Origin of the sequence: Bacillus inaquosorum KCTC 13429 (assembly GCF_000332645.1) — a bacterium.
Classification (GTDB): domain Bacteria; phylum Bacillota; class Bacilli; order Bacillales; family Bacillaceae; genus Bacillus; species Bacillus inaquosorum.
The window spans coordinates 1-18,317 of sequence record NZ_AMXN01000014.1 but is presented as its reverse complement, the minus strand read 5'-3'; the positions used below and the strand labels follow the sequence as shown (position 1 = coordinate 18,317).

20 protein-coding genes are annotated in these 18,317 nt (G+C 37.0%); 18 read left to right on the top strand and 2 right to left on the bottom strand.

The window, feature by feature from the left end:
• The first annotated feature begins 8 nt into the window (after nucleotides 1-8).
• The 18 genes from BSI_RS00240 (at nucleotide 9) to comI (ending at nucleotide 16,317) form a co-directional block, all read left to right on the top strand.
• Nucleotides 9-608, top strand: coding sequence for a hypothetical protein (locus BSI_RS00240; protein WP_175077428.1), 600 nt, complete (start codon nucleotides 9-11; stop codon nucleotides 606-608).
• 65 nt (nucleotides 609-673) lie between these two features.
• The gene (locus BSI_RS00245; RefSeq protein ID WP_003242317.1) at nucleotides 674-1,249 is read left to right on the top strand and encodes a hypothetical protein; all 576 of its coding nucleotides are present in this window, start codon (nucleotides 674-676) and stop codon (nucleotides 1,247-1,249) included.
• Nucleotides 1,249-1,542, top strand: a complete 294-nt coding sequence (locus tag BSI_RS00250) for a CagC family type IV secretion system protein (protein WP_003242316.1) — start codon at nucleotides 1,249-1,251, stop codon at nucleotides 1,540-1,542. Before BSI_RS00245 ends, BSI_RS00250 begins: the two co-directional genes overlap by 1 nt.
• Nucleotides 1,543-1,560: 18 nt before the next feature.
• Nucleotides 1,561-1,902, top strand: a complete 342-nt coding sequence (locus tag BSI_RS0121795) for a hypothetical protein (RefSeq protein WP_032732398.1) — start codon at nucleotides 1,561-1,563, stop codon at nucleotides 1,900-1,902.
• A 30-nt stretch (nucleotides 1,903-1,932) separates the two neighbouring features.
• On the top strand, nucleotides 1,933-2,562 hold the full coding sequence (trsD, locus tag BSI_RS00255; protein WP_032732408.1) for a TrsD/TraD family conjugative transfer protein: 630 nt from the start codon (nucleotides 1,933-1,935) through the stop codon (nucleotides 2,560-2,562).
• Nucleotides 2,563-2,577: 15 nt separating this feature from the next.
• Nucleotides 2,578-4,572: a VirB4 family type IV secretion system protein gene (locus tag BSI_RS00260; protein WP_003242312.1), complete on the top strand. Its 1,995-nt coding sequence runs from the start codon at nucleotides 2,578-2,580 to the stop codon at nucleotides 4,570-4,572.
• Nucleotides 4,572-5,945, top strand: a complete 1,374-nt coding sequence (locus tag BSI_RS00265) for a hypothetical protein (RefSeq protein ID WP_003242310.1) — start codon at nucleotides 4,572-4,574, stop codon at nucleotides 5,943-5,945. The genes BSI_RS00260 and BSI_RS00265 overlap by 1 nt, the downstream gene beginning before the upstream one ends.
• An 11-nt stretch (nucleotides 5,946-5,956) precedes the next feature.
• Nucleotides 5,957-6,958 carry a C40 family peptidase gene (locus BSI_RS23185; protein ID WP_050556909.1) on the top strand — a complete coding sequence of 334 codons (1,002 nt, stop codon included), beginning with the start codon at nucleotides 5,957-5,959 and terminating at the stop codon, nucleotides 6,956-6,958.
• A 19-nt stretch (nucleotides 6,959-6,977) separates the two neighbouring features.
• A complete protein-coding gene (locus BSI_RS00275; RefSeq protein ID WP_003242305.1) occupies nucleotides 6,978-7,529 on the top strand; it encodes a hypothetical protein in 552 nt (183 codons plus the stop codon).
• A gap of 27 nt (nucleotides 7,530-7,556) precedes the next feature.
• A complete protein-coding gene (locus BSI_RS00280; protein WP_003242303.1) occupies nucleotides 7,557-7,991 on the top strand; it encodes a hypothetical protein in 435 nt (144 codons plus the stop codon).
• Nucleotides 7,992-9,740, top strand: coding sequence for a VirD4-like conjugal transfer protein, CD1115 family (locus tag BSI_RS00285; protein ID WP_003242300.1), 1,749 nt, complete (start codon nucleotides 7,992-7,994; stop codon nucleotides 9,738-9,740).
• Nucleotides 9,727-10,242, top strand: a complete 516-nt coding sequence (locus BSI_RS00290) for a DUF3828 domain-containing protein (protein WP_219858585.1) — start codon at nucleotides 9,727-9,729, stop codon at nucleotides 10,240-10,242. The genes BSI_RS00285 and BSI_RS00290 overlap by 14 nt, the downstream gene beginning before the upstream one ends.
• Nucleotides 10,243-10,347: 105 nt before the next feature.
• The gene (locus BSI_RS00295) at nucleotides 10,348-11,196 is read left to right on the top strand and encodes a conjugal transfer protein TrbL family protein (RefSeq protein WP_032732397.1); all 849 of its coding nucleotides are present in this window, start codon (nucleotides 10,348-10,350) and stop codon (nucleotides 11,194-11,196) included.
• A gap of 175 nt (nucleotides 11,197-11,371) precedes the next feature.
• Nucleotides 11,372-13,300 (top strand): DNA topoisomerase 3, encoded by a 1,929-nt coding sequence (locus tag BSI_RS00300; protein WP_219858584.1) that lies wholly within the window; start codon nucleotides 11,372-11,374, stop codon nucleotides 13,298-13,300.
• A gap of 138 nt (nucleotides 13,301-13,438) precedes the next feature.
• Nucleotides 13,439-14,182 carry a V-type ATP synthase subunit I domain-containing protein gene (locus BSI_RS00305; RefSeq protein WP_032732395.1) on the top strand — a complete coding sequence of 248 codons (744 nt, stop codon included), beginning with the start codon at nucleotides 13,439-13,441 and terminating at the stop codon, nucleotides 14,180-14,182.
• A 58-nt stretch (nucleotides 14,183-14,240) separates the two neighbouring features.
• A complete protein-coding gene (locus BSI_RS00310; protein WP_032732393.1) occupies nucleotides 14,241-15,017 on the top strand; it encodes a CPBP family glutamic-type intramembrane protease in 777 nt (258 codons plus the stop codon).
• A 170-nt stretch (nucleotides 15,018-15,187) separates the two neighbouring features.
• Nucleotides 15,188-15,655: a hypothetical protein gene (locus BSI_RS00315; protein WP_003242288.1), complete on the top strand. Its 468-nt coding sequence runs from the start codon at nucleotides 15,188-15,190 to the stop codon at nucleotides 15,653-15,655.
• Between the two features lie 563 nt (nucleotides 15,656-16,218).
• The gene (comI, locus tag BSI_RS22870; protein WP_219858583.1) at nucleotides 16,219-16,317 is read left to right on the top strand and encodes a competence inhibitor ComI; all 99 of its coding nucleotides are present in this window, start codon (nucleotides 16,219-16,221) and stop codon (nucleotides 16,315-16,317) included.
• 650 nt (nucleotides 16,318-16,967) lie between these two features.
• On the opposite strand, the gene BSI_RS22865 is transcribed toward comI, so the two are convergent.
• On the bottom strand, nucleotides 16,968-17,126 hold the full coding sequence (locus BSI_RS22865; RefSeq protein WP_003242286.1) for a hypothetical protein: 159 nt from the start codon (nucleotides 17,124-17,126) through the stop codon (nucleotides 16,968-16,970).
• Nucleotides 17,123-18,223 (bottom strand): Rap family tetratricopeptide repeat protein, encoded by a 1,101-nt coding sequence (locus BSI_RS00320; RefSeq protein ID WP_003242283.1) that lies wholly within the window; start codon nucleotides 18,221-18,223, stop codon nucleotides 17,123-17,125. The genes BSI_RS22865 and BSI_RS00320 overlap by 4 nt, the downstream gene beginning before the upstream one ends.
• Nucleotides 18,224-18,317 lie beyond the last annotated feature (94 nt).

Below are 18,317 nucleotides of genomic sequence, written 5' to 3'. Positions count from 1 at the left end.
AAATATTAATGGATGAAGATACCGAAAGTGAACTGACGGAAAGATCGAATTTTTTAGGGGTTCCGTTGTCATCAACAATACTCCTTCATTTTCTTTTGTATCCATCATCAAATGTGAAAAGAGAAGATTTTTCAACGTTTTCTCTTGAAGGGAAGAGATCAATACAGATGGATATTAAGGAGTATGTCATTAAAAAGTATGATGAAAAGACACGATACAATAACTCGCTGTATTTGTTGATGTCTATTCATTTGAAAAAAGCTGTTAAAAAAACGAACAACGAATGGAAAAACTGGCGGTCAAAAAAGAAAAGTGAAATGTTTTTTTCGACGTATTCCATTGATCAAAGTGTGCTGGAAAGAATGAAGAATTTAAAAAGAGAAACAGGCCTTACATTTACTGTATTAGTGAACTATGCTGCTCTCCAAACTACTGACGAGCAGATGGGTCTTTTTGATTCAGAAGTGGACAAGAAGTCTCAAGGGTTTCAGTTGGCAACCCCGGAAATAAAAGATCGCCTAGAGGAAGAATGTGAAAGAAAAAACACCAATCCGGGGAATTTGTTGGGAAAAAAGTTAGAAAAAACATTATTTTCTCTTGATTTTTAACAGGGAATTGCTTATTATATAAATAAGGATATTGTTATCATTATTTATATAAAGGAGGTGAGTTCTTGGAACTTGAAAAATTCCTTGGTGTTTCCTTCTTTAAAGACGAAGAGAAAGATTTGGCCTTTAAAGAGAAAGATGAATCGGGACAACCGATTGGAGTTGGGATACCGATAAAGGAAATGAGAAAAAGCATCTTGGAATCTCAAGCAGAGAAAGATGTAACTGTGAGCAACCTCAAGTTTCAACGTTTTCTGAATGACAGAGGGATGTTCAAGGAGAGTAAAGAAGCGAGGAAGCTTGACTTTACAAACATTAAAATTCAAAACAAGAAAATAGCAAATGAAATTTCTTTCGTTGGTGGTGCTTTGCTAGAAGGCTTTTTATCCTTCTATGGCATTGAGATGGATAGAGCGCTAGATAAGTATGAAAATAGACTTCATGTTATTGAGGGCGAAGAAGATGCTTATATAGCGCAAATTAGCAGAACTGGTGATGTAAAGAGGGTATCGCCGGTTATGGAAAAGGAGGCAGCCATTGAGAAATTAAAAGCGTTCGAAAGACAGAATGAGTTGCACAAAGAAAAAGAGAGAGAGCATGCCATTGAAATTGAATTGAGGAAAGAGGAGGAAAGCAAGTGATGAATCTGTTTAATACATTAACCCAAGGATTTATTCTCGGGGCGGCAAATGCTGATAAAGTAACCAACAAAATCAATGATGCGACACTAACGCTTCAAATTGTTTTTTCTGCTGTCGTTGTAGGTGTTGCGATTTGTGTTTCGCTCTTTTTCGGAATTACAAAAATGCCTTCTTTGGGTGATCCACACGAGAGACATCAATTTTTTAAAATTCAAGGGTGGATTATGGGTGCTGTAGCTTTTATGGGCGTTGTCATCTGGCTTGTTCCTTGGGTATACGGTCTCTTTAGATAAGAATACGGAGGTTGGCATATGTCTGAGAAAAAGGGAAAAGAGTTTATTTTTCCCGATAACGTAGAATCAGGATACAACCTGATAAAGGGAGTAACAGTAAAGGGATTCTTTACAGTGTTTCTCCCTTTTCTGTTAGTCGGGATTATTATCGTTTCAATTCCTCCATATAGTATGGTTTTTGTGCTAATAAGGGTATTTGTAGCGTTTATTATCGCAACTGTTGGATTGGCTATAACGGTCGCAAGGCCTGTGAAATCAAGACGAAACATAACTGTGGTGCAATATATGAAACATGTACAGTCTTACAACCGTAGACAAAAATTGTTCTATATCGAGCCCAAGAGAAAAAGGCGGTGGTAATAAATGTTTTTCTCGAAGAGAAAGGCTGATGTGAATTATGCTGACTTTGATTTCCAACCAAAAGAACTTCCGAAAGGGCAAGAATCCTTACAAGAAATGTCTCTGCTTCAAGGTCAGTTTAACGAGTACATCGTGACCAAAACAGGATACTTAGTAACTATTCTGTCTGGCACAGGGGTTAATTTAGACCTGCTGAATGAATATGAACAGACAGATGTTTTTGAAGAATACAATGCCTTTTTAATGTCGAATGTTGCAGAAGCAAGAGGTGAAATCTTTCAGTTTCTTGATATGACAATACCTGTTGATTTCAAGCCGTATATTCTTTCTTGGAAGAAAAGGTATATCGAAATGAAAGAACAAGAGCCAGAAAATGAAGTAGTCCTGCAATTGATTGCCAGCTATATAGATCATTATGAACAAGAAGATGCCAGGCATGAAATGACCACACAAGGACACTTCGTTGTTTTGAAAGAAAAAATTAAAGATAAAAATTATAAATCTCTTCAGTTGGCCGAGAAAAATCTTGACGAAAAAGCTAAAAATGTAAAGAAATCCTTGGAAACACAATTTCAGCATTATGATCTTTTGATAAGAAAATTAAATGCTGCCGAATGCAAAAGGGTTCTGTATTACTTCATGAATTTTAATCAGTCATAAGAAAGGAGAAAATACATGAGTTTGAAAACCTTGTTCAAACCAAAAAACAAAAAGTCTCCGGCTGCTGCTCAGCCGGAGATAGAGAATGATCTATACCAAAAAGAGGATCTGACAAATATAGATCAGTTCTTAGATGGTTCTTCATTAGACGATATTTATCCTTTTTCTTTTGAAGAAAAACCTTCGTATATAGAAAGCGGAACGAATTTCATTAGAGTTTTCACTATAGTAGACTACCCAAAGAAAAAGAAGGGGAACTGGTTAGGTGAATTAAAAAGGAAAAAGGGTAATATTACGATCACTCAATTTTTGGAGTCTGCCGACAGTGAACGTATGGTTAAGCACTACAACGATACTATTAAAAACAAAGAAGCAGAAATGCTGAAAACGCTCGACCCTGTACAGAAAAAGAAAATCCAAAAGGATATAGAAGCTGCCAACTTGCAGTTAGACAAATATTTATCCTCAGAGAGCAGTTTCGTCTTCCAGTATACTTACGTTTTCATGCAAGCACAGTCTCTGGAGGAATTAGAAGACCTTTCAAGCAGCGTCACCAAAACCCTTACGAAATTACAACTAAAGCCATTAACACCGACCAAAGGGATGTATCAAGCATTTTGGAGCGCTCTACCTATCGGGGAAAATCTTTTGAAGGATTATACCTATAAAGAGAGCAACACAGAAGCAGCAGCATCCTTTTTTCCTTTTGATGATGCAGAAATTTGTGATTTAAGCCCTCGGTCTCAAGTGGAGGGAGTCAATAAAGATACGAATAGCTTAGTAGCTGTCGATTATACAGATACCGAAAGAACGCTTAATCAAAACATGGTTGTCATCGGAAAATCCGGTGTCGGTAAATCAACTTTTATGGTTCAGAAAATTTTAAGGAATTTTGCAAAAGGTGTCAGACAGTTCATTATTGACCCTGAAAATGAGTATAGCAAAATTGTTTCATTACTTGGCGGGGAAGTGATGCATCTATCCTCAAATGCGAGTACCAAAATCAACCCGTTAGAAATATTCTCTTCTCAAATTGATGATGACGACATCTTCAAAAAAGATATGGAAATCATCGTAAAAGACAAAATTCAACGTGTCAAAGCGTTTTTCCAAGTCATTAAGCCTGACATATCCCAAGTAGAAAAATCACTCTTAGATAGCGTTTTGCGAAACGTGTACCTCAATTGCGGGATTCTGAAGTATGAAGATATTTCAGAAATAAAACCAGATCAGTATCCGACTCTTACTACCGTATATGAAGAAATCACCAAGCTGAAGAAAAATGACCCTGAAAGATTTGAAATATTAAGAGACTTTTATTACATCCTAGAAAGCTATTGTTTCGGCTCAAATAGTCTCTTCAATGGTCATACAAACATTGATATAAACAAAAAGCTAGTGAGCTTTAACCTGAAGCCTTTACAAAACGAAGTCGAAGTTCAAGCGGCGGCATACTTGAATACGTTTAGTTACCTTTGGGATGAAATCACAAAAAACAGACATGAACTGATTTATCTCTATATCGACGAATTTCATTTTTTGGCCAAGAATCCGGACAGCATGAACTTTTTCTATCAAGCCTATAAACGATTCCGCAAGTATAATGCGGGGGCTATTGCTGGAACTCAGCAAATTGTTGACGTATTAGATGCCGCAGATAACCTTGGAGCTGCCATTATCGAAAATAGTCATACTAAGGTGTTCTTTGGACTTGGAAATAAGGGGGTAGACGATCTTATCAGTAAGCTTAAAATGAATTTCTCAGACAAGGAAAGAAAGCTGTTAGGCGGAGATAAACAAGGGGAAGCTTTATTCATCTATGGTTCAAACCGTGCTTTTATGAAAGTCGAGTTGACACAAGAGGAATTAAGACTTTGGAATCCAAAGCGATATGAGAAAGAATATGAGCAAAGCGCTGATGTTGTCCCTGATTATGAAGAGCGCATAAGAATGACTCCTACAGAAATAGAAGAAGCGAAAAGCTTTCAATATGAAAGGAGGGGCGCATAATGAAAATCGCCACTTTTGAATTTGGCTCAGTCAAAATCGAAAAAGATTTAATCACTATTCAAATTCCTAAAAATCAGTTTCGATATGACAACTTGAAAGAATTAGAAGATGTGAAAAATGAAAAAGTTGATTTCCTGCCATTGAAAAACATAAAAGAAGATGCGGACAGAGTAACTTTACAATACGAGAAGCCAAATACTGTTGAATCTCTGCTCAAGGTGAGAAAAGAAAGTTTGGTCGTAAGGCTTTCGATTGCAAAAACGATCTTAGAAAAAGCGCCACTTGATGACCCGGAATTTTCGGTGAGTATTCATCCAGCAACCGTCTTTTATCGACCAATGACAACTGTAAAATTCACATATCAAGCAAACAATTTGATGCCCCAAGAAAAAAACTTCAGCAACTTTGAACGATATAAAGCCCTTGCGCTTTCTATTGTGTCCGGATTTTCATATGAGGTTTGCCTAAACGATAAACAAAGAGTATTAAAAAGCAAAAATCCTCTGCTGCTATCAATAGCAGAAACTCATTCAAAGGAGAAATTATTAAGCGATCTGGAAGAGCATCTTGATTATATGCAGTATTCGTTTATTGAAAATGTTAAACAAACCAAACGGAAAAGTCGTATAAAAAACATTATTTTCGCTGCCGTGGGGATTGCAGCACTGTTAGTAGCTGTAGGACTCACAAAATCTGCTGCAAACAAACAATATGCTTCAGCAGTAGCTTCTTACGAAGAAAAAATCGAGCAAAAAGGCGCGGAAGTTAAACTTCAACAATACCTGTCAGATGGTGACTACGACAAAGCAGCAAAGACAATGAAGGAAGCAGGAAAAAGCGAAAAAGACATTTCAGATATGTATTTGGGCGCAGGGTTGTTCCAGAAAGCACTAGATGTGTATCCAAGGAATTTAGAAAAAGTTATTGAAACTCTTTACAAAGATGGGAAGCAAGAAAAAATCCTTGATCTCAAGATGAAAGATAATGACTACCTCGAATTAGAAAAAAACATCGTTTCTTATGACTCAAATGCTCTGAAAGGCGAAATCTCCTTTCTGGAAGATGGTGCAGATGAAAAACAAGCTGTCAGAATGGCAAAAGCATTCCTTGATCATGGGGATATAAACAGCGCTCAAATGGTTCAAGACAAATTCAATAATAAAGAATTGCAAGCAGCAATTGACCTGAAAAAGAAAAACGATCAGTTGCAAAAAGAGAAAGATAATCTGAAGAAAATACAAAAAGACAAAGATAAAGAGAAGGACAAGAAGAAGAAAAAAGACTTAGAAAAACAAGAGAAAAAGGTAAAAGATACAATTGCCTCCCTAGAAAAAGAGATTGATGATTTAAAGAAAAGTAGCGAATCGAAATAGAGGGTGTTGAGATGATACGTCTAAAGATGAAAGGTATCAAGATGGTAGTATATCTGATTTTAGGGCTGTTTCTCATCCTTTTCATGGGTTTGTTTTATAAAGCCCAGGAAGAACAAAAGAACCAAGATGAAGGTGGCGGGGCGGCATGTTCCGTAACAGGAAAAATAAACGAAGCTGCATGGAACAAAACATTCGAAAGTGCAGGTGTTTTTAACGGCCACCAAGATTTCTTTGTGGAAGTCGCTGAAAAAGAAGGGATTGACCCCGTTTTGTTTGCTGCAATTGCGCTACATGAAACCGGATATGGAACGTCTAGGGCGGTTATTGAAAAAAATAATCCCGGCGGGCTTATGGGGAATGGGGGGCTTATGTTGTTCGTCTCATTAGAGGAAGGAATCGAAGCTATGGGAAGAACCCTTCACAACCGGATAATCAAGGATGGCAAGACAACAATAAAAGCTCTTGGAGCTGTATATGCACCTGTCGGTGCTGCTAATGACCCCACTAACCTAAATGCAAACTGGGTTCCAACAACAGAAGCCATAGTGAAAAAGCTTGGTGGGTTAACAATGAACTGTGAAGCAAATGGATTTTCAAAAGACGGCGGGGACTTTTCAGGAGACACTAAAGGCGCATTAAATTACTTTAAAACAGTTTTAAGTGAAATGAAAAAATTTGACGGGACACCTTATGTTTTTGGTGGAGCTAATCCAGGCACGGGTTTTGATTGTTCAGGTCTTATGCAATGGGCTTTCAAAAAAGCTGGCATAAATTTGCCCCGGACAGCAAATGAGCAATATAACTTTTCTGAAAAAATCCCTCCTGATAAGGTGAAACCCGGTGATTTAGTATTTTTCAAAGGCACATATAACGCAGGAGTTCCGATAACGCATGTGGGGATTTATACAGGTGACGGAAAAATGTACAACTCCAACGGCAGCGGTGTTGGGTATTCGTCAATTACAGAAGGATATTGGAAGCAACATCTTGCGGGCTTTGGACGAGTAAGGTAATTACGGAGGTGCTGAAAGCTTGAAACGAATCGTTATGATAGCCGTAGGAGCAGTAGTCATTCTCATACTGCTGCTTCTCTATATCGGTCAAATATCAGTCGCAAACAAATCGGAAAAAGAGAAAGAAGCTTTGCAAGCCAAATATGAAAGACTGGTCAAAGAAAAACAAGAAAATGGGCTGACACAGGATGAGACAAAAACCTTTTCATTTATCGAAGGTGTATTAACTACCCTTTATGAATACGACAACGACAACTATGTTGACCGTTTCAAGAAACTGAAAGGGAAAGTCAGCGAGGACATCCTAACAAAAATAAGCGGTAGCTCAAGTCCGCAAGCGCCTAAAATCCCAATAGAAAGCAGTGTTGAGGACATAAAAGTATATCGGGATATTAGCCGGAAAACGGGCATCGGTGCATTAGTTCAAATCAAAACAAAGTATACAGTCGATGGGCGTGAAACTGAACCAAAAACATACTTTTATAGAGTGGTCGTCAGGAAGAATGAAGGCAACCTTTTAATGACTGAATTCGAATCATTAGGTGAACTTTCTCCTGTTAATGAAACTTAAAACGGTTAGAAAGGAAAATAAAACAATATGAAAAAATCAACACCATTTTATATATTCATCATCATCTTTTGGGCTTTTTTAGAGCTTTTGGTCATTGAAATTTCAAGTCTAATAATGTTCTTAGCTGATCACAAGAAAAAAGGGGATTTAAGCATTGACTTGGTAAAGGAGAAAGCGATTGATACCCTTCAGCATCCAATATCAGCAATGAGCCGACTCATTGCTGAAAATAACCCTATATTTTATGTCGGCTCGGCAGCGGTGATCATTTATATACTTATTGTTCTTTTCAAAACACCAAAGGAGAAGCAGGATTGGGAAGCAGAAACCAAAAATCAAACCCACGGGTCAGCGAGATATGCTACCGACAGCGAAATTTTGATTCCCGGAAGAATAGAGAAAGTATCAAAAAAACAGATGCTCAAGCAATTTAAAAAATCCTTAAAGAAAGGAAATGATTAGATGGTATCTTCGAATGGTATTGTGCTTGGTGTGAAAAACGGGTCCTACATGGTTCAAGGTACAAACAGTAAGCTTCGAAACAGAAATCATGCTGTTATTGGAGGATCCGGAAGTGCAAAAACTCAGTCGTACGTTATACCTAGTATTCTGAATGAAAGGGAATGCTCAATTTGCGCTACTGACCCAAAAGGTGAGGTATATGAGAAAACAGCAGGAATCAAAGAAAAACAAGGCTATGAAGTACATGTAATCAACTTTATGAACATGGAAAAATCTGATCGTTGGAATGCATTTGATTATGTAAGAAAAGACATACAGGCTTCAACTGTTGCAAACGCATATGTAGCAGCTAAAAATAACCCGGACAAAAAAGACGTATGGTATCTTGCACAAAGGAGTTTGCTTAAATCACTCATTCTTTATGCAAAATATGAATTCCCTCCGGAAAAACGGAATATGGAAGGGATTCTTGACTTCTTGCAGGAGTACGAAGCCTACGCTATGGAGGATGAAGATATAAGCGAATTAGATCAGCAATTCCTTAGCCTTGAACCACGACATCCGGCAAGAAGATCATATCAACTTGGCTTTATGAAGTCTGAGGATCGAGTCAGAGCATCTATTCTGATCTCTCTCATGTCTACAATTGATGATTACATTGACGAAGAAGTATCAGAGTTTACGAGTTTTTCAGATTTTGATTTAGGGGATCTAGGAAGACGGAAAATCGCTCTTTATGTGATCATTCCTGTTATGGATGATACTTGGGAAGGTTTAATAAATCTCTTTTTCGTTCAAATGTTTGATGAATTATATAGAGTTGGCGCACAACATGGCGCTAAATTACCTCAACCCGTAAATTTCGTTTTGGACGAATTCCCTAACCTCGGGAAATTCACATTCTATGAAAAATTCCTAGCGACCTGCCGCGGATACGGAATTTCAGTCGCAACTATTCTTCAACACTTAACTCAATTACAAACCATTTACGGTAGGGAAAGAGCCGAAAGTATTATCGGAAATCATGCGGTGAGAATTTACTTAGGGGGGACCAACAAAACAACAGCACAATATTTTAGTGATGAAATGGATAAAGCGACAGTAAAAGTTAAAACTGGATCGGAAACAAAATCTAAAGGAAAAAATGAAAGCAGCTCGTCTTCAGATAGTTTTAATTATACAGGAAGAAACTTAAAAACGGCAGGTGAACTTCTCACCATGCCGGATGATGAATGCATTATATTAATCGGGGGGCTTCAACCAATTATCGCGAAGAAAGCTTTCCAATATAAACTGTTTCCAGGAGCAACTGAGATGTTCCCTAAATCCCAGATGGATTATGTAAGGAAAACTTCTGCTGAAGCCTTGCGACAGTTTGAAATCAAAGAAAAAGAGTATCAAGAATATATCGAGAAGAAGTACCCTCATCGAAAAGAGAAGGCGGCCAAATTAGAAAAAGAAAGACAAGAAGAAAAGAAACAAAAAGAGGAAGACTTAACAGCAGCAGCAACCGCATTTTTCTTCAGTGATGATGATGAGAATACCGAAACAGAATCAATCAAACAAGAAGAAAAACAGGAAGTTGAAAAGGAAATGGAATTTGCGTTTGTTGAAGAATCAGAAGAAGCCAGCGGTTCTAATAGCGACTTCTTTTTTGAAGAGGAAGATGAAAAAGAACAAAAAGAAGAAATTGACGATGAAAGTGGTTTCTTCTTTCAGGAGGAAGATGATGACAATGAAAAAGTTTAAAATCATGTTGTTTTCAATTTTGTTGGTTGTCATGGCATCATGCAGCGGTAACTTTGATAAAGAAAAAGCGTTGAAAGAAAGTGAAGTACAGTTGAATGAGTTTTTCCAAATTTACGGTCAAGACGAAGAAGTCTTTTCATTCAATGAGAAAAATTTGAATGACAAAACAAGCGATTTTATAAACGGGAAGCCAAGCAAATATTTCACTAAGTCATTTTTACAAGATGTCAAAAATGCTGCCAAGAACAGCGAATTTGGGAATCCGTTCAAAGATAAAAACTTGTTCTTCTTAGTTCAAAAAACGTCAGGAACAATAAAAGAAAGCAAATACTCAGCCACCTTTAATCAATACGTGATTAAAGATCGGTCAAATGCTGAAGTAGACGAAGAAAAAGAAACGGTCACATTTCCCTGCCAAAGCAAAGATAAAATGCACTTGCTCGCTATTGAAATGAAAAAAGAGAACGGGGAATGGAAAATTAACAAAGTCAACAAACCTTAAAGAAATTTAACATTTTTATCCCGTTTATCCCTTTACTCAAATGGGATAAAAATGTATAATAGAAGTGTAGTGTTTATCCCATTTATCCCGAAGGAAGGTGAAAGCGTGTTTGATTTTGGTGAAAAAATCAGGGATTTCTTTATTGATGTAATAAACGATGTGTTAGAAAGAACATTCAAATTAATTGCAAATGTTCTTTTTAACGCAGACGGGTTAACTGGTTTTTTCAAAGATTTGTACAATATTTTCCTAGCTTGCGGGGCAATGCTCCTTATATGTATCTTGCTTTTTAAGGTGATTCAAGGATTATTGGCAGCAGCAGCTAATGGCGAAGCTCCACAGGCTTTGATTGGGAACCTCATTGTAAACACATTTAAAGCGTCAGCTATGATCATGATAATGCCATTTATTCTATGGCTCATAGTCGGGCAAATGGTTTATCCCCTTGGAGAGTTCATGTTTGCGCGTATTGGAAACTATACAGCTGATGGAGTAGCCAAGGTACTCAAAAGTGGTAATCTCGGAGAAGTAATCGGCAATGAGTTTATGTTTATCATCCTTTTTGCTTTTGTCTGCATCGCTGTTGTAGCGTTCTTCATCAAAATGTGTATTTATCACGCTGACCTGTTGTTGCTTCAATTGCTCTCAGTATTAGCGGCTATATCCATTGTTGCTGATGATAACAATTACGCCGGAATTTGGTGGAGGGAGGTACTTTCACAGGTTCTTACTATTATTGTCCAGACTGCTTGTATGGCTGGACTGACCGAAATTTTAGGGAACGAAATGACATGGTATAAATTCATGCTTCTCATTGGATTGTGTGTAATCCTTGTGCGTGGTCCGTCTGTTTTACGCAATATGTGGTATGCGACTGGTTCAGGACGCACCTTGATGAATCAACCAGGAAAAATGGCACAAAGGATAGCGATGTTAAGACGGGTTTTCGCATGATGTTTTTCATCATCATCTTTGTAAGTATTTGCATTTTGATTTCGTGTTATAGGCATCAAAAGTTAATCAAGCAATTTAAAAATGTATGGAGTGGATTTCTTGTGAAGACTTGGAATCCACTTCTGCAAGATTTCAAGACCCTATTAAACAAAATCAAAAGAAAGAAGTGAATAGAATGTCAACAGTAATCTTAGCGGAAAAACCGGATCAAGCAAGGGACTACGCAGCAGCATTCAAAAAAAGCACCAAAAAGAACGGATATATTGAGGTGGAAGACTCACAATTCTTTACCGGGAAAGCTTTTATAACTTGGGGTATCGGCCATTTGGTTGAATTGGCCGAACCTAAAGCCTATAAAGAAGAATGGGCTAAATGGAATCTGAAAGACCTTCCGATTTTTCCGGAAAAGTTTAAATTTCAGGTGGCTGAAGATAAGAAAAAACAGTTCAATATCGTAAAAAAACTTCTCAAAGAATCTAGCGAAATCATAATCGCAACTGACCCTGATCGTGAAGGTGAAAACATAGCAAGAAGTATTATAAATTTAGCAGGAGCAAGCAATAAACCTACAAAAAGATTGTGGGCAAATTCACTTCTTCCTGAGCAATTAAGAAAAGCATTTGCTGATCTGAAAGACGGGAAAGATTATGTCAATATGTATGTTGAAGCGCAAACAAGGCAAATATCCGACTGGCTCGTGGGAATGAATTTATCAAGGTTGTACACCCTTCTTTTGCAGGGACAGGGTGTACATGAATCCTTTAGTGTAGGGCGAGTCCAAACACCGACCCTATATTTAATATATCAAAGAAAACAAGAGATTGAGAACTTTGTTTCAAAGCCTTTCTTTGAACTGTTTGCTAATTTAGAAACAGAGGATGGAACATTAACATTAAAACACAAAAACCGTTTAGATACGCCGCAGCAAGTTAAAGAGTTATTAGCCAAACACCGGATTTCAGAGGAAAATCAAGCAACGATTTCAGAAGTGAAAAAAGAGGAGAAGCATACTGGAGCACCTAAACTTTTTAGCTTATCCAAATTGCAGAGTAAAGCAAATAAGCAATGGAAGTATAGTCCACAGCAAGTATTAGAAACCGTTCAGTCCCTTTACGATAAAAAGATATTATCTTATCCAAGAACGGATACGCAATATATAGGAGAAGGGGAATTTGAGTATCTAAAAGCAAATCTTGCTCATTACCAAAAAACTGTCGGGTGTAATTTTGAAGTGGCTTATAATGAGCCGAGAAAAAAATATGTTGACGGCAGCAAGGTTCAGGAACACTACGCAATCATACCAACGCAGAAGATTCCAACGGAATCTGAAATAAACGAACTTTCCGAAATGCAGAAGACAATATATTTTGAGGTCGTTCGGAATACAATTGCGATGTTTGCTCCTGATTACGAATACGAAGAAACACAGATTACAGCAAGCATAAACGACCTTTTATTTCATGCTTCAGGAAAGGTTGAACGAAAAAAAGGATGGAAAGAACTATTTTCTAGTGACGCTCAAGATGATGATAAAGAGGAACAAGGCAAGCTGCCCCCAGTAAACAAAGGGGAATCCTACAAAGCTAAAATGAATGTAAAACAAGGGAAAACAAAGCCCCCTAAACCATATACCGAAGGTCAACTTATAAACATGATGATCACAGCAGGAAAGGCCGTAGATGATGATGATGATAAAGAAATCTTAAAAGAGACTGAAGGAATCGGAACGGAAGCGACAAGAGCTTCAATAATTGAAACATTGAAAACTCAAAATTATATATCTATAAACAAAAATATTGTAGAGGTTACAACTAAAGGGGAAATTCTTTGCAAAGCTGTTGAAAGCACCCTTCTTGCCAGTCCTTCAATGACTGCAAACTGGGAAAAGCATCTTAAAAAATTAGGCAGCGGGGAAGGTACACAGTCCAATTTTTTGAGGAATATTCAAAGATTAATAGACAAACTACTTAATGATGCCCCTGTAAAGATTCAAGGTGGAGAGCTTCTTTCTTTTATTGATGAAGTTAAAGATCAATTCAAAGAGAAAAAGAAGCCTAAAAGCAAAAAGAAATTCAAAACAAGAAAAAAGGTTTCTCCTAAATAATTCGAGACTGTTCATTTGCCCTGGTATTAATCGGGGCAAATAATTTATTTTATCCCATTTATCCCTTTACTCAAATGGGATAAAATAGTATAATATAGGTGTAGGCATTATCCAATAATCTCAAAGGGAGTGGTCTTGTTGTCTAATCCGAAAGTTCTTAGAGAAGCTATTGAGCAGCATGGCGAAAGTTTAGTGAATATCATTGAAGAGCAATTGAACCCCAATCAAAACACTCAACCCTTATTAAGCCAACGGCAAGTCGAATTGATGTTAGAAAACCATTTTAAGCGAGTTGAAAATTTAATCCAGTACTATCAGGATACACAGAGAAATCAGCCCACTCATAAGTCTCTCCCTGATCTATATCAGGAAATTCAGGAAAGGCTGAGAAAATTAGCCCAAGCTTTCGCGGACAGTATCAAAAACAAGATATTAGAGAATAAACAAAACATCTTACAGGCTAAAGATAATGTAAAAGACAAAGTCAACGATAGCATAAATGAAGTGAAAAATAAGGCAATCAATAAGATAAATTCTTCAATTTTAGCTGTTAATGACCGAGTAAAAGACTTTTCATCTTCAATCGAAGAAAAATTCAACACCCCTGAAAAAAAACCTGTGCAACAACAATCTAATGACTTGGCAAAGGAAATGGGGGAGCTGAAAAAGGCGGTTAATGATTTAAGCAGCCAAAATAAATTGTTGGAATCACGAAATCAAGAACTACAAGAGAAAGTGAAAACGGTTGAGAAGTTTTTGACTTCTGACAAAGAAATTTTCAAGCAATTTGATGATTTTTTGAGAAATGAAAATCAAAAAGAACACCAACAAGAAAAAACAATGGCTGTCTCTAAAAAACGTGAGCAGGAAATGAGTTTATAATTGAGAATAGAGCCGGAAATATCCGGCCCTATTCCTCTAATTAGCTATGTAAAGGATGGTGGAGACAATTAAAGAAGCTTTATTTAAAAATGAAGTGAAAGCTGCAATCTCCGTCTTTCAGAGACAGTTTTTTTCATATATCTTTCCGATTAAATATAGCCGACTATTGATTGCGTCTTTGTTTGTGGCAACTTGGGTTTATTTAAATACAAATTTTCCTTGGCCAAGCGAACACATTAATAGATTTTTATTTGAGGTAACTAAGGATCGACTGCTTTATGACCTTATAAAATGCTTGTTTTTCACAGTCCCCATTGTTATTTCCTTTTTCTTGATTTTTAAAAATTCTGCGGGTTTTCTATTTTCAAAAATGGAAAAAGGATATCTTATACGATTTGTAGCTTTTTTTGTTTATCTTGAGTTCGTTCTATCTTTTGGAGTTGCGTTAATTTGCCGAGCAATGGGTATAGAATTTAATGCGCATGTTGGTATACGTAATGTGGAATTATCTACTTATTTTGAGTTGGTAGTAGGGCTTATCGCTGAACAATTATTCTTTTTTTTGATTTTGTTTTTCGCTTTGGCGACACTTTATAAAATCAACCAAAAAATTAGCACTCTAAATTTGTTACTGTCTATGGCTTTTGCTGCTCTTGTATTTGGACTTGCTCATCTTAGTGCTTACGATAACAACGTTCTTCAATGTCTTTTGATCATTGGTATTCCATTTACAGTCATTCAAACAACGATTTTTTTGATTACAAAGAACATGCTTGCGGGTTATTTAGTTCATTTGCTTTTTGATTTAATGATTTTTTCAATAGTCAATTTTTAAGACTTTGAAATTTTAACCGTCGCTCTTTCCTCTTCGTTCGTGAATAAATGACGATCGAAAAGTTGGCCATCTTTTTTATTCGTGTTTTGATGAATTTACCTGGATCCAGGGGAGCTGCTTTGTTCGGATTTTCTTATCAATCATTTAATTAAAATTATGGAGGGTAACTGATGATCTACAAAATAACAGATCGACACTATATTAATCCTGATGAGCACGATCTTTTTGTTCAAACCGACATACATCTAATGGATTTGATCGAACTTCTTGGATGCCTTCAACTGAAATTTGAAGAATTAGTCAGCGAAACAGATTGTATGCATCCCGAACATATAATGTCTATTCTTGAGCAGTTCTATGATATTGAAAACGTGACAGAGCAATATAAGAAGTATGCGCCTCATACAAAAGCCTCATGGGATGATGATGAACATGAAGAATGCTCGATGAATTGGTCGAAATATAAGTTTTTTTCCGTTGATCATCCCGATAATCAGTTCATCATTGTTTCAATAGACTTGTTTGCATCAAGGGAAAGCTGCCTGCGAGATCATAAGAAATTAATGAAAAGACACTTACCCAAATCAAAAGAGTTTATTTCAACGATTGTGAATCATCCGAAAATCACAAAATTATGATATAGCAAGGATCTGAAGCTCATGACTAAAAACGAAACGGTAAGAACCGAAAGCATTAAATGCAAAAGTTGCGATTGTGATTTTCTAGCGCTTACCAACACAAAATACTTTAAATTAAAGATTTGTTATAGATGTTTTTCAAATGGATTAGCAGAATTATATTTAGCTGAAGAAGAATAAACTCTTTAAGGAGTGAAAACAGTGCGGAAAATACTGCATAACATAAGAGATAATACTCTGAAGTATTGGGTGTACAGCATTATTGCTTCATTTTTCATCGCGTTGATTGGAGTTTTCCTCAGATCAAGTTTAATGCTTGAAATTGGATATTTACTTGCTCCATTGAGTTTCATTTTCATGGTAGCAATCCATATTTATTTATGTATCGACTCAGGAATTCGTTATCTTAAAAAGTGGATAATAAAAGAAGCTTAATTGGAAGCCCCCCATTCTTTGATGGAGGGCTTGTGTTTTTCAATAAGTTCCTATAAAGTAAAAATTAGCGATAGATTCGGCTTTGTAGGGGCGTTCGGCTCACCTCCAGAAAGAGGGGAGGTGAGAATATGGCTGTAGAAAGCGCACTTGGATTGATGCTTCAATTTGGAATCCTGATTGTTGGGATTTTGACGCTTGCCCATAGTTTCTCGAACAAAAAAAAGTAAGAACGCCCCGACTACCAATCTTGACGTTCTTACTTTAAATTAAACTTTGGAAAAAGCCGACTCCCTTACAGGAGCTATTCTATTGCTGATCGGAGATGTTAGCAGCATCTTCGATCTTTTTCTTTATTATAGCCTTTTTTGTATACATTATACTCATTCACATACATTGTATTCATTTACACCTTGATTGTATCAACAAAATCACAGCATGTCCAGAGTACCGTCTCTCGTGTGAGACGGTACTCTATTTTTACCGACCCGTTGCCGATGTGTCCACAGCCTGAATGCAGCTCACGCAGCTTTTGCCGAGCACAAAACAATATATGATAAATCAACCAATAAAAAAGCGCAATAAACTGATGAAGGCGAAAACAAGAGGAATATGAAGAAAAACAGAGATCGCCCTTTTATTTCTAAAGGGCGATTTTTCGATTATTTCCCAAAAGCAAAATCGCTTCTCACGGCCAAATATGCTCGATTTTGAGGATTGGCTGAAAAAACAACTTCTCATAGTAGTTATTATGTAAACTAGAGCTTGTCAAGAGACAAAAATTTTTATGTGAGAAGTTCAACTACTGATGATTTCGAAAAAACAAAAAATGCACCAAATAGGAGTGCATTTTTTGCAACCATAAATTTAAGTTTACATGTCAGGCAGAAACTCCACCTTCAGCAACGTTGATGGATACTCCGCCTTCACCAGCTATGTGACCAGGCTTGCTTGAAAGGGTTGTATCTTTCCCTGAAGCAGGAGCAACCAGCAATAAAGCTGAAACAGTTATCAAACTGAACAAAATGGTTTTTTTCATAGTAACTCCTCCGATACTTTGATGATTTTGTTTTTGGCAAAATGACCGTGTTTAAAATAATATGCGGCTTTTTCAAAGTCAGCCTTACTCTCATAGTATTCAGCAATTTCCATTAAGAGATCGGCTGTTTCCGTCCAAAGCTCCATTTCTTCGAGGATGTCGATATTTTTCCTCACCTCTTGGTCATTTTGCTCCGTATACAAAGCGTATACGAGTTTTAATTTCGCTAGATACTCCTGTTCTCCTTCATCTTCGGCCTTTTTCAGAGCCTTTTCATACCATGACCGGGCAACGTCGGAAGCCCCCAATTGAAACAGAATTTTGCTCAACATATACATTGACCGGACGGCGACAAACGACTTTAAATGTTCAGGAATGCTTAATGCTTGTTTGAAGCAATTTGAAGATTCGATGAACATTTTTTGTCGTTCAAAACAAACACCAAGGTTAAAAAGTGCAAAACTTTCGGTGAGTGGCAAGCCATTTTCTTTCGCAAGGCGTTGTACATTTTCAAAGTGTTTCTGGGCTTCCTCATAAAGCAGCAGATCGAGCTTATTGTTACCTAACATTAATTCACAGTTGATCGCTTTTTCTTTATAGGTTTCATGCGCTTTAAATGTGTCGTGTGCGATTTTAGCGTGGGTCATCGAGAAAACATTTTGCCTTATTTTGTAGTACGCCTTACACAGATAGTAATGAAATTCAGCTTTTTCAATCTCATCAGGTATCTTTTTCAAGCGTTCTTCAGCGATTTTGTAAAACATAATGGCTTTGCTGTAGCGTTTTTGATGGAATTCATACATGCCGGAGAAGAAATAAAAGTAATAATGAATCATGTCATCGGTGCTGCCTTCTAAAGCTTTAGCTTTAACCTCGTCCAGCAATTCTCCGGATTCGTTGTAGTTCTCCGTCATCAGCTTATAGCGCGAATCAATCAGGTTGAAGTATAGTAACACAGTTTGATTCTCTGCCATGTTCGGCAGCTTGTTTTCGATCTCTTCCCTCATGGCGGCAGCTTGGGAAAAGTCATGCTGTTTGATGACTTTATACCAGTCGTTTATGGCCTGTCCGACTTCTTCAAATGCTATTGTAGTCAAACCCTTCCATCCTCCCTCGAAATTTGTATTTATTTGTATTATCGCAATATCTGGAATTTATTAAAAGAGATTGGAAAGAAAATTCCCAAAAATC

Coding starts and splice junctions, on each gene's coding strand:
- BSI_RS00240 (WP_175077428.1), top strand. CDS start 9: ATGGATGAAGATACCGAAAGTGAACTGACGGAAAGATCGAATTTTTTA.
- BSI_RS00250 (WP_003242316.1), top strand. CDS start 1,249: ATGAATCTGTTTAATACATTAACCCAAGGATTTATTCTCGGGGCGGCA.
- BSI_RS0121795 (WP_032732398.1), top strand. CDS start 1,561: ATGTCTGAGAAAAAGGGAAAAGAGTTTATTTTTCCCGATAACGTAGAA.
- BSI_RS00260 (WP_003242312.1), top strand. CDS start 2,578: ATGAGTTTGAAAACCTTGTTCAAACCAAAAAACAAAAAGTCTCCGGCT.
- BSI_RS00265 (WP_003242310.1), top strand. CDS start 4,572: ATGAAAATCGCCACTTTTGAATTTGGCTCAGTCAAAATCGAAAAAGAT.
- BSI_RS23185 (WP_050556909.1), top strand. CDS start 5,957: ATGATACGTCTAAAGATGAAAGGTATCAAGATGGTAGTATATCTGATT.
- BSI_RS00280 (WP_003242303.1), top strand. CDS start 7,557: ATGAAAAAATCAACACCATTTTATATATTCATCATCATCTTTTGGGCT.
- BSI_RS00285 (WP_003242300.1), top strand. CDS start 7,992: ATGGTATCTTCGAATGGTATTGTGCTTGGTGTGAAAAACGGGTCCTAC.
- BSI_RS00290 (WP_219858585.1), top strand. CDS start 9,727: ATGAAAAAGTTTAAAATCATGTTGTTTTCAATTTTGTTGGTTGTCATG.
- BSI_RS00300 (WP_219858584.1), top strand. CDS start 11,372: ATGTCAACAGTAATCTTAGCGGAAAAACCGGATCAAGCAAGGGACTAC.
- BSI_RS00315 (WP_003242288.1), top strand. CDS start 15,188: ATGATCTACAAAATAACAGATCGACACTATATTAATCCTGATGAGCAC.
- comI (WP_219858583.1), top strand. CDS start 16,219: ATGGCTGTAGAAAGCGCACTTGGATTGATGCTTCAATTTGGAATCCTG.
- BSI_RS22865 (WP_003242286.1), bottom strand. CDS start 17,126: ATGAAAAAAACCATTTTGTTCAGTTTGATAACTGTTTCAGCTTTATTG.